We start from the raw sequence: 25,961 nt of genomic DNA, 5'->3' as shown, positions 1-25,961 counted from the left end.
ACATAACCTCATGTCGAAGTCTCCTATCAAGGTATAGTTGAACATTTTACAGTAAAATATATAACACCAAAACTTTTCAAAATTAATGAGCAAAAAAGATATAATAGAATACTACGATTATACTTTACCTTTTTATAAGTATTTTTATCATGGTGACACTCACGGAATACATTATGGGTACTGGGACTCGAAAACTAAAAATCATAATGAGGCACTTTTAAATACAAACCAATTTTTATCAGAAAAAGCTCTAATTAAATCTGATGATTATATTTTGGATGCTGGTTGCGGTGTTGGAGGTAGTTCAATATGGCTAGCTAAGAATTATAAAACTCGTGTTGCAGGTATTACATTAAGTGAAAGACAAGTTAAGAAGGCTGAAAAATTAGCAATTGAAAATAACGTAAATGATTTAACAACATTCTATCAAAGGGATTTTTTAAACTCTGGATTTGAAGACGAAACCTTTTCTGTAGTGTGGGCAATAGAAAGTGTTTGTTATGCCGAAAATAAAAAAGACTTTCTCCGAGAAGCTTATCGTGTACTCAAAAAAGGCGGAAGGTTAATTATCTGGGATGGATTTCAATATCGTAAACCTCAAAATAAAAAGGAGGCTAAGGACTTAAATACCTTCTGCGAAGGATGGGCAGTTCCTAATCTAGCAGAAGTTTCTGAATTTAAACAATCCCTTAGAGACGTTGGATTCAGAGAAGTAAAAGAATTTGATGTATCAAAAGAATCCCATCCGTCATCAAAAAAGATTTATAAAATGAGCATATGGAGTTATCCTCTATCTATTTTTTTTAATAAGCTTAAATTAGTACCAAATTTATTAGTTAAAAATAATCTATCGGGAATAGTACAATACAGAATTATCAAAAAAAACATTGCTAAAATGATGGTGTATTACGCTGAAAAATAATGGTTAAATATGAAAATTATTTGCTTACTATTACTATAATAATTTTAACTGAAAAGTAAAGCCAGCAGCTAATCGAGTAGACGGCTCCGCCAGTTACTGACGGAGCGCGCCTCTCACACCACCGCACGTAAGGGTCTGTATACGGAGTCTCGTAATCCATCACTACAAGGCTCTTTACACCCTTGAAACTATCTTCTAGTTTAAGCATAGGCCATGAAATATCATTCCTATGCGAATTTTAAAGAGAAACACGTTCCGTCCTTCCTTACTTGTGAGACCATCCATATCTCTGTTAATGGCTCGTTTCCGGCAAGTACTATGACTTCGGCTGACTTCTCCATATAGCCAACTCGTGACTTTGGAGACCTCCCTCGGCAATGTAAATAGCTTCCTGCCAATTCCTGCTGTATCTACTAATTGTACCTTTTCTTGTGGGCGTTGCAAAGACGTACTTGCTTACCCCAATACGACTAGCCTCTATATGCAGTTCTTATTGGTCAGTACCGGCTTTTGTAGTCTCGCTTACTTCACTGAATGCCTCTCGGTAAACCAGCTTGCGACTTACTAATGGTTATAGGCGTTACCCTAACCCCTAAGGGAATTTAACCCTCTAGCTTGTTCGTTATATCTAAAAGAACATTAGTCAATATTTGACTATATTTACCATTCAAGGCGCACACATCGCATATAGCTTATTGTGGAATTAGTGCTAAATCCAAATTTTTATACTTTTAAAAGATAAAAATATAACCTGCCCTTGCCGGCAGGCAGACCGAAAGGCAAACGGTTTTTACTTCGCCAGAAGCTATATATGAGAAACCTTACCCACTTTTAAAAAACTATTTCGATATCCCAAGGGTTTAGTTATTTGTTAGTACCCAAAGTTCAACTTCTTCCAGAGAACGTAAATTCTGTCCTCTTTTCGTTTTATCAGAAGCTGTTTTTACAGATTTTTTAAAGCATCTTTCCAATTGGAACCTGTTACCTGCAGCTAACTCTCTTTTAATTGGATGCTCCGTTGTTAAATTTGCTATTTGAGCTAAGTTTGAGAATATCACTATCAATTTCCCGTTAGGTAAGAGGCGCTTTTTTGCTTCATTAAAAAAGTCAGAAAATAATGTCTTATCATAATAAATAGCATCATCAATACTTCCTAAATCATGACTTTTTGGCAACCAGGGCGGATTAAACACAATCAGTTCTGTCTGTTTTTCCCACTTACCAAAAAGATTTCCCAAATCCAGCTCTATCTTTCGAGAAAGCTTAGTGGTTCCCATAAACTCTTTCAATCCGATAATTGCGTTAGGATTAATATCAGTTGCATAAACTTTTTGAAAGCCGTGTTGTAGCATTTGTAAAGCTAAAACACCACATCCAACACCAACTTCAATAACTGTTTTTTTGGGACCATTATAGCGTTTCAACCAATTGTCAAAGAGAAGTAAATGATCGAAACGGGTTGGGAAGTAAACTCCATAATATGGATGTAACTTATTTCGTAACACAGGTAAGGAAACTCCATTTTCATACCATTGCCAGGCACTATTCAATCCTTGTATTTGAGGAAAGGTCAAATAGAAATGGTTGTTTTCCGGATAAAACTTTTTTAACCAGCCGATACTGGGTGATTTCTTTGCGCATAGTTTTTGATCGGTAATTTCTACTAAAATCAGATTTGAAAGTTTAAAGTATTCTGAGCGATAATCCTGCTGATCCTTAAAAGACTTAGTAGGTAGTCTTCGCTTTAGATAGTTATGTAAATCCTGTAGTAAAGCTATTCCATCATTATAGAACTCATTAATTAGTATAAACTCACCTTGTACTAGGCATTCAATCGTGTTTTCAACATTAGTTCCTTGTTTGAATGTTTTTTTGGCTTTATTAATCAAAATAGGCTCTGGATTATTTCCTTCTATACTGGTCATCATAGGTTAGTTTTCATTTTTATAAGGTAGACAATCCTTCCTGCCAATTCCATTATTTGATAGATAATAATTCAAATAAGCTTGGGTAAAAATGTATGTAGCGCATTGCGACTGAATTCCTAAGCGAAATTCAAGACTAATTTGCTATTCCTGCCTACTGCCAGGCAGGTCCTTGCCTACTTCCGCCCCGGCGGAAAAGTGCGATGCCCTGCAGCTATTTTTATCTGAATCCTTGTGCTTCATAATCTGATAATCCAATGAATTAAAAATCATATCTTTAGCGAAACGAAAGGCTTGTGATAAAATTCTTTAGAAAAATCAGGCAAAACCTAATGACTGAAAGCCTGCCGGCCGGCCGGGCAGGCAAATTCAGTAAATACCTGCTGTATGCCACAGGAGAAATCATACTTGTGGTTATCGGAATTTTAATTGCGCTTTCCATCAATACCTGGAATCAGAACCTACAGAATGCCAAACAGGAAAAACAAATCCTGACTCAGCTATTAGAAGAATATAAGAACAATCTGGACCAGCTCAACAGTAAAATATTTATACGGGACGAAATCATAACCTCTTCCATTAAATTAGTGGATTACAGCAACCTGGACACAGACCTGATTGGCAGTGACAGCCTCAATCGCTATCTGTCCAGAACCATCACACGCCCAACCTTTGACCCTGCATTAGGTGTAAGTAATGACCTTACAAATTCCGGAAGATTATATTTGCTTACCAATCCGGAGTTAAGAGAAAAAATATCTGCCTTCTCCAGTTCTCTGAGTGAATTACGGGAAGAAGAAACCATCATAGTGAATTGGGTTGAAGAGCGTTTTTATCCCTTTTTAATAAATCACTATCAAATTGGTCGACTGAATGTAGAGTTTCTGGATGATCAAAAATTCAGAGAAAAGGTGACTCAGATCAAGTTTAAGAAACAGAAATCTCTAAAGGAATTATTCGCACAAAGTGACCCGACCAACTTGTTAAATCATCCTGACTTTGAGGATTTTTTGAGTTTATTGATTGTCAACACGACTTACACGAACGGCAAGTCTCTTGGTGTGAAACTTAAAATTGAAAACATAATCGCCCTGAATGAAGAAGAATCGAAAAATAACAAAAGGCTAATATGATGCATAGAACATTTGCTTTAAATAAAAACCTGTTGAATTTTGGAATCCCCTTAAGTCTTTTAGGAGGCCTCATTTTAGTAATGAAATCACCGGTTCTGGCGGGAAATGAGACCTTGGTCATGGCCATTACAGTTGACCTGTTGCTGACTGTTCCGTTGATTTACTTTCTGCTAATTCGAAAGTCTAAAATTCCTAAAATATCAGTGATTCCTGTTCTGATCATCGGACTTTTAATAGGGTCCTTTTTTCTCCCAAAGGAAGATCAGCAATACCTTCAATATTTTAAAACCTGGATACTTCCTTTTCTGGAATTAGCTGTGTTGAGCTATGTCTTTTACAAGCTCAGAAAAGCAATTATAAAATTCAAGGAAAATGAAAAATCAACATTTGATTTTTTTACAAGCTTGAAGGACACCTGTTACGACATTCTGCCCCGAAAAGCGGTTATGCCCGTAGTTACTGAAATTGGAGTGTTTTACTATGGTTTTATTTACTGGAAAAGACGAAAATTGAAAGCCAATGAATTTTCCTACCACAAAGACAGCGGAACAATAGCATTGCTGGTTGTAATTCTATTCCTGGTAGCAATTGAGACCGCTGCAATTCATATTTTACTTTCAAAATGGAGCGATGCAGCAGCCTGGGTTTTGACATTTTTGAGTATGTATTCAGGAATCCAGATTTTCGGGTTCTTAAAATCTATGTTTAAAAGACCCATATCCCTGGAGAAAGACCAACTTCACCTTCGCTATGGCATGATGACGGAAACAACTATCGACCTACAAGATATTGACAGCCTTGAAATTTCATCAAAAGATTTAGAGCCAGATAAAGAAACCCGAAAATTATCCCTGTTTGGTGAACTGGAAAGCCATAACATCATAATCCGCTTGAAAAAAGAAAACGAACTTACCGGGCTTTACGGGATAAAAAGAAAGTACAGGAATTTAGCATTCTACGTAGACGATACACTTGAATTTGAAAACCAAATACATAAGGCTTTACAGAAGCACATATAATTTGTGCAAAGAAAGCTAAGAATGACTATAAAAAAAGCTTCGGAATAAAAACCTGAGAACGACTTATGAAATATAAAGCATTACTAAGTATTGCCATACTGCCTGTTTTCATGGCATTCAACAGCAATACCCCTGCAGAGCGTTTTCTGCAAGCAGAACGTTTCGCTATAGAAAAAGACCTGTTGCTGGTACAATTTGACTGTAAAACGGATGTAGATGACCTTCATACCGTCGCCGCTTTTAAGACTTTAATGTCCAATCCAGCCTATTCGAAACTAAATTATCATGCAGTCGCCGGCACTTATGGCATGCAGGAGGGTTTATATGTGCCCCCCAATGCGCTGTTTCAGCTCGCCTTTGGAGAGAACTGGACAGACGCTCATGCTAACTGGAAAGGGGCTGTTGAAACCGTAAAATCACTAGCCATACAAACCCTCTTACAGGGCGGGGACGTATGGATTGCCGATGCGGGACAGTCGGATTTTTCCGCTGAGCTTGTCGATGCTTTACAAAAAGATCTGCCTGAAATAGAAAGCTCGAAAAGAGTACATGTGGTACAACATGCCGAATGGAATGAAGAGGTCACCACACCTGAAAAGCTGGATTTCGTGAAACGAAGGACCGACTATGTGAAAATACCGGATGGTAATGGGGTCGGAAACGGCACTCCAGGATTTCGTGACCCGGACTTCACCCACTGGGAGGACTACATTACCGATCCGGGATTGACTGAAATATGGCAGCTCGCCGTGGATTTAGCCGTTAAATACAATGGTAAAGAAGGGCGCTATACCAATGAGGCTATTTTAGCCGGAGGCCTGGATTTTTCAGATCTTGCTGAAGTCTGCTGGATTCTCGGACTTGAAGACCTAAGGGATACAGAACACTTTTTTAAAGACTATGCTAACTAAACACGTGATTACTATTAACGCTAAACTTCAAATTGTTGCCAGTACCTGCTATATTCCAGAGAGGGTGTGTCAGATTATCTTCTTTCAAAGATTTTAGCTACTTTACCAAGAGGATGGTGACTCCCTTCAAAGGTCAAAAATGTTTAGCCTAAGCCCTGCCAAATATTTGAAAACCAACCGATATGAACAAAATAATTTTTACAGCAATTGGCATAATTTTTCCTGTAATTCGGTTTTCGGGCAAATTACCCAGGAATATGCAGAAGACGTAAACTCAGTAGATGCAGTAATAAATGCATATTATGATGTTGTTTCAGGTTCTAGTAGTGAGCCCTGGGAGTTTGAAAGGGATAAATTTATTCATTCAAAGATAGCCCTTATAACAAGACTGGACGAAAACGGAAGAGCAGAATCACATCGCCTTGAAGCTGAATATATCCCGATGGGATTATATTTCTATGAGAAGGAGCTTAAAAGAATAGTTATTAAATATGGAAATATTGCACAAGTTTGGAGCGCCTTTGAAATACGAACTGACCCAAACACTGAATCCCCTATCAGGGGTGTAAATAGCATTCAGCTCCATCATGAAAATGGAAGATGGTGGATTGATAGCTGGACTTGCGAAATGGAATCTGAAAAAAGTCCTGTAGTGACTGAATTTTTGTCTAATGAATAAAAAGGTTTACTAACTATAAGTAATTGCTAGCTCTCTCTACTCTGTCGCTACATCAAATCTCCACGAAGTTTCAGGACTAAACCATCGCTTATGGTTTACAGAGGTACTCAGGCCTAGTCTTAAACAGGCTGTTTCACAAGACATTCCATAACATATATCATGCTTTGTTATGGTATTATTCATTTTCATGTTAAATGTTTAAACCCATCGTAATTTATTGTACTTTTAAGAGTTTATAGGATAAGAGGTCCTGACTGGTTAGCGGGATGGATTTTGTTTTGGAAAGTAGTTTTGGAAATAAGCATATAAACCCGGGGAGCAGGTATGGTCCCGTGATAAATAGCTGAGCTTCTTCTGGTCTAAAAAAAGATAAGTCATGATATGAACTCTTAAAACCCAACCAAAATGAATCTTACACAAACCCTAAGAAACCAGGGCTACGATCTTATTGAAGGCCCCGTAAGAAATCACAAACTCTTACAGCTGTGGTTAAAAAAACCATTTAATGATGTGCAGCTTTATTATTCGCATATCCGGCATGCGTTCATCAGTGATGCCAAAATGAACGAAGTGGTCAATACAGCTTTGCATGTGACCTCAACCACCAAAGATGAATACAGTTTCAATATTGGCCTTTCCATGCTGGAAGATATTTTAAGCTCAATCGGTCTTGGATCTTTTGAAATCTCGGCACGGATAACCTCCGGAAAAAAAATAAGCATCAGTTATGATCACTCCATCACCAAGGAGGTACCCATAGGAGAAATTCAAAACTATCTGGCCAGCTCCGATTTTTTACACCCCAACAGAACCCTTCTCCAAAATGCTAACAAAAGGAATATCCTTGTAATTTCCGGAACCCTGCAGGCCAAGCATCTGGTGGTTGAAATTGAAACCGATTTTTCTATAGAAGCTGATTTAGTGGCGATCCTGAATGAAACAGCGGACGGTAAACTGAATTTTTCGAGGAACAGTGAAAGGGAGTTAAGAATGATTTCCAAAGGAGGCAATTACTTTCCTGTAGCCGTAAAAGCAGACCGGATAGACTTCGATATGGGTCATTTTATCAATACAAACCTGGTGACAGACAACAGGCGCTTCTTCTGATAAGCATGAGGCTTATGCCAGGTCTGAAGTAAGGCTTGCAGGTCACAGGATTGCTTTGCAGGCCTTAAGCCCCTAAATCCCGAATCCTTCACGTCTCCTTCAGAACTCATCCCAACCCGCTGTAAACATCGCGCTAAAGTAAAATCCTTAAGCAATGTAGTGTAAAGCATAAAGGCTGGCAGGAACAAAATCAAAAGAAAAAATACCTAAGAAGTTCAGAGAGAGGCTAATGTGTTATGAAATTTAAGAAAAAAATCATGCAAGCGTTATTTTGATGTTAAAACGAATCCAGCCGCCGGGAGACAGGTCTGTAATTAGTAATATTAATTAAACAATTATTAATATTAACTAAAAACTAAACTTATGGACTGGATTGAGTTAATTGGAATTTTTGTAACCGCACTTTTTATTGGTGCTTTATTCTTTTATGGCTTCAGCCTTAGAGGACCATGGGGTACTTTTTGGCCTTTTTTAGTGATCCTGATCGGCGGAATATGGCTAATTTCCGTAATTTCAGATCCGGTTGGACCCCTTTACTGGGATATCGCCTGGTTTGATTTCTTAATCATAGGACTCCTATTTGCATTAATACTTTCAGCTGCTACGCCTACCCGGATTGACAGAAGACGGTATGAAGAGTTTTACAGCAGAACTGAAAGAACCCCTACAGACCCTGCGGAACCTGCAGTTACTATTGGCATCTGGTTCTGGCTCATGTTATTGCTTATCCTCATCACTATTCTTGTAGGAAGCTTAGTATAAAGAGTTTCAGGAATTGCCCCCTTTTTTAACTAGGTTATCCTTTAACACACCCCACACGTTGTCGGCTACAATTTTATAGCCTTCGGCGGTGGGGTGTATGCCGTCTTGCTGGTTTAGTTCAGGATCCCCGGCAACACCCTCCAGCAGAAATGGAATAAGAGCCACGTCGTTTTTTTCGGCAAGTTCGGGGAAAATGTTTCTAAAATCGGTGGTGTAGTTTTCTCCCATATTCGGTGGAATCTGCATACCGGCCAGGATAATTTTGGTCTCGGGGGTTTTCGCCCTTACCGTGTTGATGATGTCCTGAAGATTTTCCCGGGTTTCCTCGATGGGGATTCCGCGTAAACCATCGTTGGCGCCCAGTTCCAAAACAAAAACATCCACATTCTGGTTTAAAACCCAGTCAATTCTGTTTTTCCCGCTGGCTGTCGTTTCACCGCTCAATCCTGCATTCACCACTTCATAATCGTAACCCAGGGAGTCAAGCCTTTGTTGAATACGTGCCGGAAAAGCTTCTGAAAGCTCCAGGCCCATTCCAGCCGTTAAGCTGTTCCCGAAGAAAAGAATCACGTTTTTTTCTTCAACCTCAGCCTGGGTTTCCGTTTCTGGGGTTTCTGCTGAAGTTTGCTCTGTTTTTTTATCGGTAGTCTTTCCACAGGAAAGCAACAGGACTACTAAAAAAATACAGAAATAAGGCCTTAAGGTTCTCATAACACAGGGGTTTATAATCAATTCGTTTCTTTATTTTGCCTTCATTCGATAAAAGACATTAATCAGATTTAAGATGGCAAAGATATTAAACGTACGTAACCTTGAGAAAAGCTATTCCAGCGGATCCAAACGCCTAAAAGTTTTACAAGATATTCATTTTGAAGTTGAGGAACAAAAGACCTTTGCCATCGTAGGGCCTTCCGGAAGCGGAAAAACGACTTTACTAGGCCTTTGCGCCGGCTTAGACAGTCCGGACTCGGGGTCTATACAGTTGTGCGGAAGTGAACTGAGTGAACTCGGTGAAGATGAGAGAGCCCTGCTTAGAAATAAACATATCGGTTTTGTTTTTCAGGATTTCCAGCTCTTACCAACGCTTACAGCCCTGGAAAATGTGGCTGTGCCCCTGGAACTTCAGGGCGATAAAAATGCTTCCAAAATCAGTAAAGACCTCCTGGAAAAAGTGGGACTGGGGGATCGCATTCATCATTATCCTTCTCAACTTTCAGGAGGTGAACAGCAGCGCGTAGCGGTTGCCCGTGCGTTTTCGAACCGTCCTTCCATTCTGTTTGCCGATGAACCTACCGGAAATCTGGATGCAGAAACCGGTGAAAAAGTAGAAGCCCTGCTTTTCGAGCTTAATAAAGAAGCAGGCACTACCCTTGTCATTGTTACCCATGATATTGAACTGGCCCATAAAACACAGCACATCCTCAGGTTGAAAGGAGGCAGAATCATCGAAAACCAAGAAAAGCCAGTCTAATGAGTAAGCATAACACTTCCAAACCGGGCTTCAGCTGGCTCTTTAAAATGGCATGGCGCGACGGAAAAGCCAGCGGCAGGAAACTGTTCCTTTTCATGGCTTCTATCGTGCTGGGAATCGCGGCCGTGGTTTCCATTCAGTCCTTTGGGGAGAATCTAAAGGATACTATCGCTTTAGAATCCAAAGCGCTGATGGGCGCCGATTTTAAAATAGACAGTGACGACCCTCCCAATGAGCGTGTACTCCAGATTATGGATTCGCTGGGTGGCCCTCAAGCCAAAGAAATCAAATTCGCCTCTATGGCGGCTTTTCCACAACATGAAGCCACCAAGTTAATGCAGGTCAGAGGTATTGAAGGGGGTTTCCCGTTTTATGGTGAACTTGAAACTCAACCGGTTTCCGCCGCCTCTGTTTATCAGAAAGAGGGAGCGGCCCTGGTCGATGCCACCGTCATGCTTCAACTGGGCATACAGCCAGGCGACAGTATAAAAATCGGTAAAGTGACTTTATCCATTGCAGGCGCACTGAACGCTGTTCCGGGAAGTACGGCTATTTTTAGCTCAGTAGCTCCCCCGGTGCTTATCCCTTATCGATTTATTGAAGCGTCCGGTCTGGTGCAAACCGGAAGCCGAATAGACTACGAGTTTTATTTTACGGCAGCACCTTCAGCAGACATGGAACAGCTGGATGAAAAGCTGGATCCCATGCTGGATGCAGAAGAAGCCGATTTGGACACCCACACCTCTACCAGCGACCGACTGGGCAGACGTTATGAGAATTTCGGCAAGTTCCTCAATCTTGTGGCCTTCATTGCTCTGTTACTCGGCTGTGTAGGTATTGCCAGTGCTATTCATATTTATATCAAGGAGAAATTACGCGCCGTTGCGGTTTTGAAGTGCCTGGGAGCAAGTAAGAAACAAACATTTTTAATATACCTCATTCAGGTAGCGATGATGGGGCTGATAGGCGGTCTCATAGGTACCGGTGTCGGATTGCTGCTTCAGCAGGTATTCCCGCTTCTCCTGGAAGGCTTACTGCCTGTAGATGTACAAGTCACGTTCTCGTTGCAGGTCATTGTCATGGGAATTTTACTCGGGATTTTCATGTCGGTCCTGTTTGCTTTATACCCCTTAATCGGGACGCTTTACATTTCTCCATTACAGGCCCTGCGGGTCATAAAGGAAGAGTCCAAAAAATCCAGGAAGGCGATTATTTTAGTATCGGCCGGTATCTTTTTATTTATCTTTTTATTCTCGCTCTGGCTCCTGGAAGACTGGGTATATTCCTTAGCTTTTGTCGGTGGAATTTTACTGACCTTCGCTATACTTGCCGGGATAGCTTACCTGTTTATGCAGGCTATTCGGAAATATTTTCCACAGCAGTGGGGATTTGTTGCCAGACAAAGTCTGCTTAACCTTTTTAGACCTCAAAATCAGACCCTTACCTTGGTTTTAGCGATTGGAGTGGGAACGTTTTTGATAAGCACGCTTTACTTCAGCAAAGATTTACTGCTGGCACAGGCTTCTATAGAGTCCCAGTCCAGCAGTCCCAATATGATCCTGCTGGATGTGCAGAGTGAGCAGCGCCAGGCCCTGGCTCAAACCATAAAAGCAAACGACTTACCTGTTTTGAATGATATCCCTATTGTGACCATGCGGGTGCAAAGTCTGGCAGGCAGATCCGTGAAGGAAATAAGAAAGGATTCGACTTCCCGGATAAACGGCTGGGTTCTGGACCATGAATTCCGGACGACCTATCGCGACTCCCTTATTGCTTCGGAAAGCATCGAAAGCGGGTCATGGACTGGTGAAGGAGAAAATCTTAACCCGGTTCCCGTTTCCATAAGCACTAATTTTGCTGAAGATGCTAAAGTTAAGGTCGGGGATAAGCTGGTTTTTAATGTCCAGGGCGTATTGCTGGAGGCCGTGGTAGGAAGCATAAGAACGGTAGACTGGTCGCGGATGCAACTGAATTTCTCCTTGGTTTTCCCTGAAGGTGTTTTGGAAAAAGCCCCGCAGTTTCACGTTCTGACCACCAAACTCCCCGGCAAAGAAAAATCGGCTGAATTGCAGCAGGAACTCGTGAAAAAATTTCCCAATGTGTCGATCATCGATTTACAGCAGGTCTTAAATGTCATCGAAATGCTCCTGGGAAGAATTTCATGGATCATCAATTTTATGGCCTTCTTCAGTATTCTCACTGGAATTATTGTGCTTTTAGGAGCCATAAGAACCAGCAAATACCAGCGTATTCGGGAAAGTGTCTTGCTGCGAACGCTGGGTGCCAAAAGCAAGCAGATTTTAAATATCACTGCTTTAGAATATATTTATCTTGGCGTTCTGGGAGGTTTATCTGGCGTTCTGTTATCCTTGATCAGCAGCCAACTCCTGGCCTGGCTGGTCTTCGAATCTCCATTTACACCCTCTTTAATTCCATTCCTGATTATATTTCCTGGAATTGTTTTGTTAGTTTTAGTGATCGGACTGAGCAATAGCCTGAGTGTGATCCGAAAACCACCGCTGGAGGTATTAAGAAAGGAAGTCAGCTAAATGAGGGTAAGGTTCATGAGCATGTAACGAGCTGGCGTGTCACATTAGTTAATACATTCGGGTAAATTGAGAATTTTAAAAAACAAATCCTATGAGAAATCCTACAACCTTTTATAAGGATATTATTCAGTATTTTGAAACGAATTACATTCACCTTGGGTTAACATTACTCTTCCTGATTGCGGGATTTCTGATCGCCAATTTCATCAAGAAAAGAGTAAGGCTGCGTCTCATAAAAAAGTCTCCAAATCACATCACCGCAACCTTTATATCGCAGATCATCAGCTTTGCGCTCAAGACCGCTGTGCTGCTCATCACGCTTTATATGCTTGGCCTGGATGCCTTTACCAACAAAATTCTGGCAGGAGCTGGACTGCTAACCTTTGTCATCGGTTTTGCACTAAAGGACATCGGCGAAAACTTCTTAGCGGGTATTATCCTGGCCTTTAAAAGTCCGTTCAGATTAAATGATTTGATTGAAGTCGATAAGATTGTTGGTTTTGTAAAAGACATCAACATTCGGGAAACGCTTATCAAAACCCCGGACGGCAGAGATGTCTTCTTACCCAACTCCATCATACTCAAGAACCCTTTATTTAATTATACCATTGACGGATTCCTGAGGTATGAATTCACTGTGGGTATTGCTTATGAAAACAGTCCGGGGAAAGCTTCGGAAATTATTGAGGAAACCCTCAGCAAGCTAGACTCGGTTTTGAAAGGGGATAAAAAACCCAGCATAGCTATTGATGAATTCGCCACCAACACCGTGAACCTGAAAGTGCGATTCTGGATTAACACCTTTGAATCCACAAAGCGATCTTACCATATCAATATCAGGTCCAACGCGATGGATAAGGTCATGGGCGCATTGCTTTCGGCCGGCTTTAGCCTTCCCGCTTCCATTGTAGAGTTAAAAAACTACGATCAATCCGATTCCTTAAACTTAAAATTGAACAGCGACGAAAATAGTTTATAATTGCATTGGAATTGAAACCCCTTTGATTCGAAATGCTCAAGCAATGATAAAACACGTCTTTTCTGTTCTAATTTTAGTCATAGGTTTCAATGGCTATTCCCAAATTTCTTTCGAAGAAGCTTACTTCATCTCCAATTCTGATGAAAGGAAAGAAGGCCTGATCAGAAACGTGGACTGGAATAATAATCCCACTCAATTTTCATTCAAGTCAGCAGAGAATGCAAAAGAGGTCATAATGACTCTGGAATCTGCAAAAGAATTCGGTATTTATGATAAATCAAAATACGTAAGGCGTCAGGTTGATATGGACAGATCCGGCAGAACTCTAAACGCCTTAAGTGAAGAAAAAAAGCCTGTATTTCAAAAAGAACAACATTACTTAAAGGTATTAGTGGAAGGAAAAGCCAGCCTGTATGCGTATACAGACGGAAATATTCTTAGGTTCTTTTTTAATACAGGGGACTCCCCTGTTGAACAACTGGTTTACAAAAAATACAGAAGTTCTAAAACGGAAATTGCCGAAAACGAAAGGTTTAAGCAGCAATTATGGAATGCTTTGAAATGTGAAGGCATCACCAAGAATGAGGTTGAAAAAACAGATTACAGGAGCAAGGATTTAATCGATCTTTTTGTAAAATATAATGCATGTGAAGGCTCAGATTATGTCAATTTTGAAAACAAACAGAAACAGAACTTATTTCACTTAACACTTAGACCGGGTTTAAACAGCACCTCCCTGAGGGTTAATAACACTCAAAGCAATTCTTTAAATGCCGACTTTGACAATAGTATTAATTTCAGAGTTGGAATTGAGGCTGAATATATCATGCCCTTTAATAAAAACAAATGGTCGGTGATTGTTGAGCCAACCTACCAATATTTTAAGTCTGACTATTCCAGGTCCGACAGGACAGTCTTGAAAAAGAGCATTGATTATACCTCCATTGAATTACCTGTGGGCATAAGGCATTATTTATTTTTAGATGAAACCTCCAAGCTCTTTATAAATGGGTCTTTCGTTACAGATTTCAGCAGCAAAGCATCCATTTTTAATAAGTTCACAGAAATCAAAACAGGTTTCAATCTTGCATTTGGACTAGGGTATAAACACGATGACAAATACAGTCTGGAGTTCAGGTATTTTAGCAGTAGAGAACTTTTTCATAACTATAAGTTTTATAATTCTGATTATAAGACGATGTCCGTGATAGTTGGATATACCCTTTTTTAATAACGCCTCTGATAAACTTTGAGTCAGGCAGTGATAAAAAAACAGAATTCAGCTGCGAAAACAACATAACCAGAGGGTTATAGGCTCATAAGCGAACACATCTTAAAACCAAAACGGTATATTTACTCGCCTCTGCAACCCGAAGCTTTAAAGAATCATACCGCCTTAGCTATTGCGAGGATTTGCATCTTAACAGATATTAAATTAACTTAGGTTGAATTTAAAATGTTCTTATGGCTGTTCCTTACATTTTTTTCGGTCTTCTTACACCCTACCATACTCTAAGCCTCGGAGTTCTTTATGCCGCCCTAACGATCTATTCCCTTTACCAGCAAAAACCCAATCAACCCATTTAAACCCTTTCATATGACTAAAAATTCAAAACTCTCGTACCTTTTTCTTGCTTTCCTGCTCATAGGAATATCCTGTCAGGAAGCTTCTGAACAAAAAGACCTCAACCAAAAATTAACCACCTGGCTTGATGAAAAACACGAAGAATCCCTTCAAACCAGCCCGTTAAGACTCACAGCCCTTGGCAGAAAAGACCGCTATGGAGAGCTGGATGACATGAGCATGGAAGCGCTGAAGGAAGAGGCAAAATGGATGCAGGAATCTGTTGACGAGCTTAAGGCAGAGTTTGATTATGAGCAGCTCGATCAGCAAGGTCAGCTGTCTTATGATTTGTGGATTTATCAAAGCGATATGAAGCAAAAGGAAGTCAACTATGCTCCTATGCAATATATATTCGACCAGATGACGTCCATCCACACACGCCTGCCCAACATGCTTATCAACTTTCATAAAGTCGACAGCCTTTCAGATATGGAAGCTTATATCAGTCGGATTGAGCAAATGGATCGGGCCACAAATCAGCTGCTGGATCGCGCAAAGTCTCAGGCTGAAAACAACATTCTTCCGCCGCGTTTTGCCCTGGAAATCGTTCAAAACCAAAGCAAATCGCTTATAACCGGCCAGCCTTTTGACGAGAGTGATGACACTTCAGCGATTTACCAAGACATGAAGAAAAAAATAGGAGCTTTACTCGAGGACGACTTAATATCAGAAGAAAAGGCAGAAGAACTGGAACAGGCTTCAAAAGAAGCTTTATTAAATGCCTTTAAACCTTCTTACGAAAATTTGATTGCCTGGACTGAAAACGAATTGCCCAATACGGAAGAGAAGCCAACCGGTGTAAGCCGGCATGCTAACGGAACTGAATATTATAACTACAGACTGAATGCTTCCACCACAACAGACCTCACTGCAGATGAAATTCATGACATAGGTCTCAAAGAAGTGAAGCGTATTCAGGAAGAAATGAAATCGATTAAAGAGGAAGTTGGTTTTGACGGTGATTTGCAGGCCTTCTTCAAGTTTGTAAATGAAGACGAGCAATTTTATTTCCCAAATACGGACGAAGGACGACAAGCTTACCTAACGGAAGCTACTAAATACATCGATGAAATCACCAAAAAACTTCCAGACTACTTCGGCATTTTACCCAAAGCGGATTTAGAAGTGAAGCGTGTTGAGCCTTTTAGGGAACAGGATGGCGCACCTCAGCATTATATGGCAGGAACTCCAGACGGATCCAGACCCGGCACATACTATGTGCATCTTTCGGACATGTCTTCTATGCCAAAAACGACTTTGGAAGGCGTGGCTTATCATGAAGGCAATCCCGGACATCACATGCAGATTTCCATAGCTCAGGAACTCCAGGATATACCAAAATTCAGAACCCAAGGCGGTTACAATGCCTATGTGGAGGGCTGGGCTTTATATTCTGAAAAACTGGCCAAGGAAATGGGACAGTATGAAAATCCGTATTATGATTTTGGAAGACTGGTCAACGAAATCTGGAGGGCTATCCGATTGGTGGTCGATACGGGACTTCACTCCAAAGGCTGGACTGAAGCAGACGCCATTCAGTATTTTAGCGAAAACTCATCGATTTCGGAAGGCGCTATCCAAGCAGAGGTTAGACGTTATATGGTTATTCCCGGACAGGCAACAGGTTACAAAATCGGTATGCTTAAAATTGGTGAACTCAGACAAAAAGCTGAAGACGAACTGGGCGAAAATTTCGATATCAAAGCGTTTCACGACCTCGTTCTTGGCAGTGGGGCTTTGCCGTTAAACTACCTGGAAAAGCAAGTTGACACCTGGATAAACAATCAAAAACAGGACTTTAGAAAGCAAGGTTTAGGATAGATTTATGGAAAAAGTGGGGCTAAATTTTTATTTTAAAAAAAACAAGAATCATGAACATTCAGGCCTACTTATCTTTTGAAGGAAATTGTAAAGACGCATTCCATTTTTATCAATCCATTTTTGGCGGCAGAATCATTAACCGTCAAACCTATCAGGATCAAATCCAGGACCTTCCTGAGCATTACAGAGACAAGCTGCAGCACGCCGAACTGGTAGGTGACGGATTTCACATCATGGGAAATGATGCTTCTCCAGACGCTAATCTAACCTCAGGAACTAAAATCCAGATGAGTATAGACCTGGATGATAAAGACAAGGGGAAGGACATTTTTGACGCCTTAGTGAAAGACGGAAAGCTTTTGGCAGCATACCAGAAAACCAGCTGGGGTGAATACTACGGAAGACTAACCGACAAGTATGGAGTCCACTGGATGATTAATGCAAAATAAAATGGATCAGCATTCTGAAGTTAGTTTAAAGAAGCTGTCTCACGACATTAAATTGCCACCTTGGCCTGACGCTTCGGGAATTTTTAGGTCTAAATATAGATTGATAATCCATTATTAAGGTTCTGAAATAAACCTGTCTGCTTGATGCAGACAGGCAGGTTCAGAATGACAAAAAAATGGATTTTTAGACAGCTCTTCTTAGGCTTCAGAAGCAGGTTTGCGTTTCAGTTTAATCACGGTGACCTCCGGCCAGATTCCCACCCTACCTGGGTAGGCCAGGTAACCAAACCCGCGGTTCACATTAATAAACCGTTTCGCATTTTCATAAAGCCCGGCCCACTGTTCGTAGCGATACTGAACAGGACTCCACTTGAACCAGCCTGGAATTTCAATTCCAAACTGCATCCCATGAGTATGTCCGCTCAAGGTGAGTTGCACCTCTTTTTCATGACCTTTGATCACCTCATCCCAGTGCGAAGGATCGTGACTCATCAGAATTTTAAACTCTTTAGGATCTACACCTTCCGCTGCCTTTTCAAAATCACCCGCTTTTTTAAAACCGCCTTTGCCCCAGTTTTCAACCCCTATCACATGCAGTTTATGCTCTCCTCTTTTTATTTCCCTGCGTTCATTTCGAAGCAAATCCCAGCCTAAATCGGAATGCACCTTGACCAAATCCATAAAATTTTCCTGCTTTTTATCATTGCTTGCAAACTGATAATAATCTCCATAATCGTGATTCCCAAGTATGGAATAAACTCCGTCTTTCGCTTTCAGTCGTGAAAAAACGGGAACCCAGGGCTTCATTTCTTCAGCCAGATTGTTCACCAGGTCTCCGGTAAATAAAATCACATCCGACTCCTGTTCATTCACCAGATCTACAGCGTAGTTAATCTCCTCTTCATTATCGAAACTCCCGCTATGTATATCGCTGATCTGCGTAAGCGTATACCCGTCAAATTCTTCCGGCAAATTATCGAATTCCAGCTCGTAGGACAGGACTTTGAAATTGTATTTCCCCTTATACATCCCATAAAGCAGAGACAGAAAAGGAATGGCGCCAAGACCCAATGCGAGTGTGCTTATGAATTTGCGGCGTGAAGGAAGATTTTCAGCCGATGACGTAAAAAGTTTATTGAAAATAAAAATCAGGATTCTCAGGGTATCTTCACCAAACATCACCACGACAACGCTGAGTTTTAAAGCTGAAAGACTCAGGAAAATACCAATCATATAGGCTCGAAACCCGGTCAAAGACCCATGCGGTGCAGGCTGGTAAAACGAATATATCAACAGGCCCGCCGCGACAAGCGTGATGGCCACATAGGCCGATAAGCTCCACCAGAATTTAAACAGCGTTCTAAACGCCTGAAACGCATATACTTCCAAAGCCAGTAAAATGGCTATTGAGATGATCCACCGCATTTTTTTTCTGCAAATATAGACCTCGCAAATTAGCGACAAACCGCTTTATATAAAGTTTTAGAAGTATTTATGCTGATCCTGCCAGATGACATATGCAGCAGACCACCAAACCTTTCTCTAAAACTCAGCCGGATGTCTGCCTCCGTGTTCCACTGAAGTAGTCGAGGAACACCTCAAGTGTCCATCCTAGTCGGATACATCGAGAAGTGAATTCGAAATTTTTAAATTATCGAATTCACTAAAGCGTTTTATTATGCACCACAAAGGCACAGAGGACACAAAGCTTACTCTTGGCGTACTCCGTGGCACTGGAGTAAATTCACTATTTTAATCCAAACAAACAGCAGGTTCAATTTTGGCTAAGCCATAATTTCAACTAAATTTACATTCAACAAAAATTGACCTATGGCTTCCAAAAAACGACTTTTCCTTGTAGACGCTTACGCAATGATTTTCCGTGGCTATTATGCCCTCATCAAGAATCCACGAATCAATTCCAAAGGGCAGGACACCTCTGCCATCATGGGATTTATGAATTCACTCTTTGATGTGATCAAACGCGAAAACCCGGACCATCTGGCCGTGTGTTTCGACAAAGACGGAAGCAAGGAGCGCAAGGAAATGTATGAAGCCTACAAAGCCAATCGCGATGAAACGCCAAAGGTCATCAAAGAATCTATTCCCATCATTCAGGACATCCTTCACGCCATGGAAATTCCTGTCGTGGAAATCTCAGGCATGGAAGCCGATGACATCATTGGCACCCTGGCCAAGCAGGCCGAAACCGAAGGTTACGAGGTCCATATGGTGACCCCAGACAAGGATTTCGCACAACTGGTCACCGAAAATATATTCATGCAGCGCCCGGCCAGAATGGGCAATGGCGTTGAGAAATGGGGTATTCCCGAAGTTCAGAAAAAATTTGGCGTCGAACGCCCGGAGCAGGTCATCGACTTTCTGGGGATGATGGGCGATGCTTCCGATAATATCCCGGGATTGCCGGGGGTTGGAGAAAAAACAGCCAAAAAGTTCCTTCAGCAGTTTGGCTCCATGGAAGCTTTACTGGAAAACACCGACCAGCTGAAAGGCAAAATGAAAGAGAAAATCGAAGCCAACGCCGAGCTTGGAATCCTGTCCAAAAAGCTCGCCACCATCTTTACCGATTGTGAGGTCATCTTCGATGAAGCTAAATATGAAGTCTCACCTCCTCAGGTAGAAAAGGTCCTGGAGATTTTTAAAGATCTGGAATTTCGAAGACTGACGGAGCAGTTTGTCAAAATGTATAACAAAGGTGAAGCGGCCTCTGAAGAAACCTCTTCAAAAACAGCCTCACCAACAGCAGGTGCAGGACAGTTTTCGCTTTTCGGGAATGATACCGACGCTGCCAACGTCGATCCGGCGAATTTCGACGGTTATAAGACCCTGGAGACCACAGACCATCACTACCAGTACGTCAAAGGAAAGATGTCTGTAAAACTGTTTATGGACAGGCTCATGAAGCAAACTTCGGTATGTTTTGATACGGAAACCACGAGCCTCAAAACGCTCGATGCTGAGTTAGTGGGGATTGCGTTTTCATGGGAAGCCCACAAAGGCTATTATGTCGTTTTTCCGGAAGACCAGAACGAAGCCCAGGAACTCATTGAAGTTTTAAGACCTTTCTTTGAGTCTAAAGAAATTGAGAAAATCGGACAGAATCTGAAGTATGACATTAAAGTGCTGGCCAATTATAACTTAAAAGTCAAAGGCCCCCTATTTGATACCATGCTGGCGCATTACATCATCAACCCGGACATGCGTCATAACATGAGTGTCCTGGCGGAGACTTACCTCAACTATTCACCACAGCCCATTGAAGACCTGATTGGTAAGGGGAAAAATCAAAGGTCCATGCGCACAGTAGACCTGGAAGACCAGACGCAGTACGCTGTGGAAGATGCCGATATCACCTTCCAGCTCAAGACCTTTTTTGAAAAGGAATTGAAAGAAGCTTCCAACGAGCCCCTGTTCAAAGACATTGAGATTCCGTTACTAAGGGTTCTTGCGGCTATGGAAATTGAAGGCATTACCCTGGATAAATCTGCATTGGAGAATATTTCAGAAAAGCTCGATGAAGATATCAAGCGCTTAGAACAGTCGGTTTATGAAGCAGCGGAGGAGGAATTCAATATCGGTTCTCCCAAGCAGCTCGGAGAAATTCTTTTCGCGAAGCTGGAAATTGCAAAAAAACCCAAGAAGACCAAATCCGGTCAGTATTCTACCGCAGAAGATGTTTTATCTCAATATACTAAAGAACACCAAATCGTGAGGGAGGTGTTGGAGTGGAGACAGCTTTCCAAACTCAAGAGCACCTATGTGGATGCCCTGCCCAAGCAGATTCATCCCAAAACCAAACGCGTGCATACCGAATTTATGCAAACGGTGGCTGCCACCGGGCGATTGAGTTCGAACAACCCTAACCTGCAGAACATTCCTATCCGGACTGAACGCGGTCGGGAAGTGAGAAAAGCCTTTGTACCCAGAGATGAAAATCACGTCTTACTTGCTGCCGATTATTCTCAAATCGAATTGAGGATCATCGCCGCTTTAAGTCAGGAGGAAAACATGATCGAAGCCTTCAAAAACGGGGAAGATATCCACGCTTCCACTGCCGCTAAAGTCTTTGGAGTCGATATTGAAGAGGTGACTAGAGCACAGCGAAGCAATGCCAAAACCGTAAATTTCGGAATCATCTACGGGGTCTCTGCCTTCGGCTTAAGCAATCAAACCGATTTAAACCGAACGGAATCCAAGGAACTGATTGAAACCTATTATAAGACCTATCCGAAACTCAGAGATTATATCGACGAGCAGGTCGAATTTGCCAAGGAAAACGGCTACGTTAAAACCGTGATGGGCAGAAGACGCTATCTGAAAGACATCAATGCCAGAAACAATGTGGTGCGCAGCGCGGCCGAGCGTAACGCCGTGAATGCACCCATACAGGGGAGCGCTGCCGATATCATTAAAGTAGCCATGATCAATATTTACCAAGCCCTGGAGGAAAAGAACTTCAAGTCTAAAATGCTCCTACAGGTGCATGATGAATTGGTTTTCGATGCGCATAAAGATGAACTCGAAGAACTCAAAGCTCTGGTCAAAGACAAAATGGAAAATGCCTTTAAACTTGATGTGCCTTTAGATGTGGATATGGGTACCGGACAAAACTGGCTGGAAGCGCATTAAAAAATACCCCGAGGCAGAGCCATCGGGGTATCTATAGTCTATCTTAGTCGATTGCTTTTGTCAACCTGAAACTGCCTGCCTGATGACTAAGGCAGGCAGGCTCATTTCAGGTTCAAGTTTAAATCTAGCAGAAATGAATAAAGTTTTAGAGTTAATGAGACGCTGAAACAAGTTCAGCATCTCATTTACTCCAGAGCATTTAGAATCACCCCACAATATTCACAATCTTGCCAGGCACAATAATCACCTTTTTAGGGGTTCTGCCTTCCAGTTGTTTTTGGGTGCGTTCATCGGCCATCACGATTTCTTCGATGTCATCTTTGCTGAGGTCCAGCGATAAATCCATGGTAAAGCGCATTTTCCCGTTGAAGGAAATCGGATAGGTTTTAGAATCTTCCTTCAGGTGTTTTTCTTCAAATAGAGGATAGTCCACTTCCGAAATACCTTCTGAATGACCCAGACCTTCCCACAATTCCTCGGCGATATGTGGCGCATAGGGTGAAATCAAAACGGCGAGAGGTTCAAGGATTTCTCTCGAATTGCATTTTTGCTGAGTCAGTTCGTTCACGCAGATCATAAAAGTAGACACCGAGGTGTTGAAGCTAAAGTCTTCAATATCCTGGGTGACTTTTTTAATGGTTTTATGCAAGGTCTTTAAAGACTCTTTAGATGCAGGCTGATTTGAAATCTGAAAATCAGACTCCCCTCCTTGAGAGGGGTCTTGGGAGGAATACAACTTCCAGAGCTTTTTCAGGAAGTTATGCACACCCGAAAGTCCGGCAGTATTCCAGGGCTTCGCCTGTTCTATGGGACCAAGAAACATTTCGTAAAGCCGTAAGCTGTCGGCGCCGTACTCCTCGCACACATCGTCCGGATTGACCACGTTGAATTTGGATTTCGACATTTTTTCGACTTCGCGAGAAACCAAAAATTTTCCATCTTCATTGGTGATGAAATGAGCGTCTTTAAACTCTGGTTTTATTTTCTTTAAACCTTCAATATCAAGTTGATTTGAGGTGTTGACTAAAGAAACATCGACGTGTAAGGGTGAAAAATGAGAAATTTGAGTTTTAGAAGAAATCAATTGATCTCCATCCAGAATATTGTATACTTGACTAGCAAAAGCTTCGCTATAATCAATTAAATTTATTCCTCTTTCAATACTTTTATCGATAATTGATTTTGAAACAAAGATTGTTTTGGAGTTATCCCCTCTCACATTTAAATTCCATCTATAGACAAAAGCGCTTTCTCCCAGAATCATCCCCTGATTAATCAGCTTTTTAAAAGGTTCCTCTACCGGCAAGACCCCTCTGTCGTTCAGGAATTTGGTCCAGAAGCGAGAGTATAATAAGTGGCCCGTGGCGTGTTCGCTTCCCCCAATATATAGGTCAACGTTTTTCCAGTAATTCAAAGCTTCTTCTGAAGCGATATGCTGGTCGCGATTGTTCTGCTCTTCCATATAGCGGAACAGATACCAGGAACTTCCCGCCCAGCCGGGCATGGTGTTCAATTCGAGAGGAAAAACGCTCTTGTGATCGATCTTAACATTAGATACCACTTGATTGGCCTCTGTATCCCAGGCCCAATCGGTAGCTCTTCCCAAAGGGGGGGCACCATCTTCTGTAGGCAGGTATTTTTCTACTTCCGGAAGTTCTAAAGGCAGATGTTGCTCAGCTATCATCTTAGGCAGATCGTTGACGTAATACACGGGAAATGGTTCTCCCCAGTAGCGCTGTCTCGAGAACACAGCATCCCGTAATCTATAGTTGATTTTTTTATCTCCTGCACCCATATCGGCCAGGGCTTTAATCGCCTTAGGGATGGCTTCCAGAACACCTAAACCATTCAGAAAGTCTGAATTGGCAATCTTGGTGGCATTGGTTTTATCGGTATAGGCTTCTTCAGAGATATCGATGCCTTCAAATACGTTAGGGATAGGAATATCAAAGTGTTTGGCAAAATCATGATCGCGCTGATCCCCACAGGGTACCGCCATCACAGCGCCGGTTCCATAGCTGGCCAGTACATAATCTCCAATCCAGATCGGAATGGGTTTATGGGTTAGAGGATGCTCAGCGAAAGCACCGGTAAAGACTCCGGTAATGCTTTTCACATCCGCCATACGCTCGCGTTCGCTTCGCCTGGCTGCAGCTTTTACATACGTATCCACCGCTTCTCTTTGTTCCGGGGTCGTGATCTCACTCACCAAGTCATGCTCCGGAGCTAGGGTGATAAAGGATACTCCAAAAATCGTGTCGGGTCTTGTCGTAAAAGCTGAGATAGTCCTCTCCCCCTGCCCCTCTCCCAAGGAAAGGGGTTTTTTATCGATACTGGCTTCGCTCGTTTTAGAAGTTTGATTTTTCTTATAGGATGGTAAGCTATCCAGTTTGTTTTGTATTTGCTCGAGGACTTCATCTATGTTTCCAATGACTTCTTCATTTTTGAAACGAATAACTTCAAATCCTTTACTATTTAAAAATTCAGTAGATTCTTCATCGTACTCCTTGGTTTCATTGTGATATCCACCATCAACTTCTATCACCAAAGACTTGGATAAACAAACAAAATCAGCAATATAATCCCCTATGAGATGTTGCTGTTTAAACTTATAGCCTGACAGCTTTTTACCTCGAAGTTGAGTCCAAAGTGCTTTTTCAGCTTCGGTTGGATGATTCCGATTTTCTTTAGCTTTTTCCAGGAGTAAATACGAATTATTACTCCCTGTCATGTAACCGGATTTGGTATTCTCTTCCCCTTTCGGGAAGGATAGGATGGGGAATTTGACTAGCGCACCAACCGATTTACCGATCCAGTTTTTCTGGGTTTCCTTCAGGCTCTCGCTCCAGTCCAGATCGTCTAACCCTGAAAGCAAACGTTCTGCAAAAGCAGAAATACGCATGCTCCACTGCTTCATTTTCTTCCTCACCACTGGATGTCCTCCGCGTTCGGAGACGCCGTTGACGATTTCATCATTGGCCAAAACCGTTCCTAAAGCCGGACACCAGTTGACTTCGGTTTCAGCGAGATAGGTCAGTCTGTAATTAAGCAGGTGCTGTTCCTTCTCATCTTCTGAAAACGCATTCCAGTCTTCAGCAGAGAATTCTGCTGTATCGTCATTGCAAACCGCCTGTACTCCTGAATTTCCTTCCTTTTCAAACATCTGAACCAGGTCTGAAATCGGTTTGGACTTCTGAGCGGCTTCGTCATACCAGCTTTCAAACAACTGGATAAAAATCCATTGTGTCCACTTGTAATACTTGGGATCGCTGGTGCGTACTTCCCGACTCCAGTCGAAGGAAAAACCGATCTTGTCGAGTTGCTCTCTGTAGCGTTTAATGTTGGTTTCGGTGGTTTTGGCAGGGTGCTGACCCGTCTGGATCGCATACTGCTCGGCTGGTAAGCCAAAGGAATCGTAGCCCTGCGGGTGCAGGACATTGTAACCCGAATGCCTTTTGTAACGCGCATAGATATCACTGGCAATATAACCCAGGGGATGACCGACGTGAAGACCTGCTCCCGAAGGATAAGGGAACATGTCCAAAACATAAAACGGAGGTTTGGGCTCTCCTGTAAAGTCCTGTGGCTGTCTGGCTTTGAAAGTCTGTTCTTTGGCCCAGTGCTTCTGCCATTTTTGTTCTATTGCCTTATAATCGTATGCCATAATGAAATGCTATTTGCAAATGGCAAAACTAATATATATGGGTTTAACTCCCAGCACAAAGTACAATATTAAAAGGACGAAGTATGATATAGAAAATAGGTTAAGTTAATCTGGAATGGGTTTTTGAATTCCTCGCTTCAGCAAATATCCACCATCTCCCGCTGGCGCAAGCCTGCCTTTTACGGCAGACTGGCTCACGCTTATGCTATTATGGTTGAAAAAGAACGAAAATCATTTTGATTTGAATTCACTTCAGAAATACATCGTTCTGCTTTTAATTTCTATATTTAGTTCCT

General features: G+C 41.8%; 19 protein-coding genes. 14 read left to right on the top strand and 5 right to left on the bottom strand.

Features of this window, described 5'->3' with window-relative positions; translation table 11 throughout:
* Nucleotides 1-85 precede the first annotated feature (85 nt).
* Nucleotides 86-922 (top strand): SAM-dependent methyltransferase, encoded by an 837-nt coding sequence (locus G3567_RS10800; protein ID WP_164005339.1) that lies wholly within the window; start codon nucleotides 86-88, stop codon nucleotides 920-922.
* Nucleotides 923-1,782: 860 nt separating this feature from the next.
* On the opposite strand, the gene G3567_RS10795 is transcribed toward G3567_RS10800, so the two are convergent.
* Complete coding sequence (locus G3567_RS10795; protein ID WP_164005338.1) at nucleotides 1,783-2,850, bottom strand: methyltransferase; 1,068 nt, start codon at nucleotides 2,848-2,850, stop codon at nucleotides 1,783-1,785.
* 329 nt (nucleotides 2,851-3,179) lie between these two features.
* On the opposite strand from G3567_RS10795, the gene G3567_RS10790 reads away from it, so the two are divergent.
* From G3567_RS10790 to G3567_RS10775, 4 genes are all read left to right on the top strand, one after another.
* Entirely contained in the window at nucleotides 3,180-3,980 is an 801-nt protein-coding gene (locus G3567_RS10790; RefSeq protein ID WP_164005337.1) for a DUF6090 family protein, read from the top strand.
* The gene (locus G3567_RS10785; RefSeq protein WP_235923567.1) at nucleotides 3,977-4,999 is read left to right on the top strand and encodes a hypothetical protein; all 1,023 of its coding nucleotides are present in this window, start codon (nucleotides 3,977-3,979) and stop codon (nucleotides 4,997-4,999) included. Before G3567_RS10790 ends, G3567_RS10785 begins: the two co-directional genes overlap by 4 nt.
* 65 nt (nucleotides 5,000-5,064) lie before the next feature.
* Nucleotides 5,065-5,910 (top strand): hypothetical protein, encoded by an 846-nt coding sequence (locus G3567_RS10780; RefSeq protein WP_164005336.1) that lies wholly within the window; start codon nucleotides 5,065-5,067, stop codon nucleotides 5,908-5,910.
* 166 nt (nucleotides 5,911-6,076) lie between these two features.
* Nucleotides 6,077-6,589: a hypothetical protein gene (locus tag G3567_RS10775; RefSeq protein ID WP_164005335.1), complete on the top strand. Its 513-nt coding sequence runs from the start codon at nucleotides 6,077-6,079 to the stop codon at nucleotides 6,587-6,589.
* Nucleotides 6,590-6,625: 36 nt separating this feature from the next.
* On the opposite strand, the gene G3567_RS10770 is transcribed toward G3567_RS10775, so the two are convergent.
* Entirely contained in the window at nucleotides 6,626-6,778 is a 153-nt protein-coding gene (locus tag G3567_RS10770) for a hypothetical protein (protein ID WP_164005334.1), read from the bottom strand.
* A 216-nt stretch (nucleotides 6,779-6,994) separates the two neighbouring features.
* Between G3567_RS10770 and G3567_RS10765 the strand changes: the two genes are divergently transcribed.
* Together G3567_RS10765 and G3567_RS10760 are read left to right on the top strand one after the other, a co-directional pair.
* A complete protein-coding gene (locus G3567_RS10765) occupies nucleotides 6,995-7,696 on the top strand; it encodes a gasdermin (RefSeq protein WP_164005333.1) in 702 nt (233 codons plus the stop codon).
* 363 nt (nucleotides 7,697-8,059) lie between these two features.
* A complete protein-coding gene (locus tag G3567_RS10760; RefSeq protein ID WP_164005332.1) occupies nucleotides 8,060-8,458 on the top strand; it encodes a hypothetical protein in 399 nt (132 codons plus the stop codon).
* A 6-nt stretch (nucleotides 8,459-8,464) separates the two neighbouring features.
* On the opposite strand, the gene G3567_RS10755 is transcribed toward G3567_RS10760, so the two are convergent.
* Nucleotides 8,465-9,169, bottom strand: coding sequence for an arylesterase (locus G3567_RS10755; RefSeq protein WP_164005331.1), 705 nt, complete (start codon nucleotides 9,167-9,169; stop codon nucleotides 8,465-8,467).
* Nucleotides 9,170-9,242: 73 nt separating this feature from the next.
* Here G3567_RS10755 and G3567_RS10750 point away from each other — a divergent pair, with 73 nt between their 5' ends.
* From G3567_RS10750 to G3567_RS10725, 6 genes are all read left to right on the top strand, one after another.
* Nucleotides 9,243-9,929: an ABC transporter ATP-binding protein gene (locus tag G3567_RS10750; protein ID WP_164005330.1), complete on the top strand. Its 687-nt coding sequence runs from the start codon at nucleotides 9,243-9,245 to the stop codon at nucleotides 9,927-9,929.
* On the top strand, nucleotides 9,929-12,478 hold the full coding sequence (locus G3567_RS10745; RefSeq protein ID WP_235923566.1) for an ABC transporter permease: 2,550 nt from the start codon (nucleotides 9,929-9,931) through the stop codon (nucleotides 12,476-12,478). Before G3567_RS10750 ends, G3567_RS10745 begins: the two co-directional genes overlap by 1 nt.
* A 91-nt stretch (nucleotides 12,479-12,569) precedes the next feature.
* Entirely contained in the window at nucleotides 12,570-13,457 is an 888-nt protein-coding gene (locus G3567_RS10740) for a mechanosensitive ion channel family protein (protein WP_164005329.1), read from the top strand.
* Between the two features lie 43 nt (nucleotides 13,458-13,500).
* The gene (locus tag G3567_RS10735; RefSeq protein WP_164005328.1) at nucleotides 13,501-14,688 is read left to right on the top strand and encodes a porin family protein; all 1,188 of its coding nucleotides are present in this window, start codon (nucleotides 13,501-13,503) and stop codon (nucleotides 14,686-14,688) included.
* Nucleotides 14,689-15,054: 366 nt separating this feature from the next.
* Nucleotides 15,055-16,902, top strand: a complete 1,848-nt coding sequence (locus G3567_RS10730; protein ID WP_164005327.1) for a DUF885 domain-containing protein — start codon at nucleotides 15,055-15,057, stop codon at nucleotides 16,900-16,902.
* Nucleotides 16,903-16,952: 50 nt separating this feature from the next.
* Nucleotides 16,953-17,351 carry a VOC family protein gene (locus tag G3567_RS10725; protein WP_164005326.1) on the top strand — a complete coding sequence of 133 codons (399 nt, stop codon included), beginning with the start codon at nucleotides 16,953-16,955 and terminating at the stop codon, nucleotides 17,349-17,351.
* Nucleotides 17,352-17,549: 198 nt separating this feature from the next.
* On the opposite strand, the gene G3567_RS10720 is transcribed toward G3567_RS10725, so the two are convergent.
* The gene (locus tag G3567_RS10720) at nucleotides 17,550-18,776 is read right to left on the bottom strand and encodes a metallophosphoesterase (protein ID WP_164005325.1); all 1,227 of its coding nucleotides are present in this window, start codon (nucleotides 18,774-18,776) and stop codon (nucleotides 17,550-17,552) included.
* 405 nt (nucleotides 18,777-19,181) lie between these two features.
* Between G3567_RS10720 and polA the strand changes: the two genes are divergently transcribed.
* Nucleotides 19,182-22,001 carry a DNA polymerase I gene (polA, locus tag G3567_RS10715; RefSeq protein ID WP_164005324.1) on the top strand — a complete coding sequence of 940 codons (2,820 nt, stop codon included), beginning with the start codon at nucleotides 19,182-19,184 and terminating at the stop codon, nucleotides 21,999-22,001.
* A 205-nt stretch (nucleotides 22,002-22,206) separates the two neighbouring features.
* Here polA and G3567_RS10710 read toward each other — a convergent pair whose 3' ends face one another.
* Nucleotides 22,207-25,665 carry a leucine--tRNA ligase gene (locus G3567_RS10710; RefSeq protein ID WP_164005323.1) on the bottom strand — a complete coding sequence of 1,153 codons (3,459 nt, stop codon included), beginning with the start codon at nucleotides 25,663-25,665 and terminating at the stop codon, nucleotides 22,207-22,209.
* Nucleotides 25,666-25,961: the final 296 nt, after the last annotated feature.

This window comes from Psychroflexus aurantiacus, from assembly GCF_010820555.1.
Taxonomy (GTDB): domain Bacteria; phylum Bacteroidota; class Bacteroidia; order Flavobacteriales; family Flavobacteriaceae; genus Psychroflexus; species Psychroflexus aurantiacus.
Note: the sequence above shows the minus strand (reverse complement) of the source record. Positions and strands in the feature narration are given on the sequence as shown.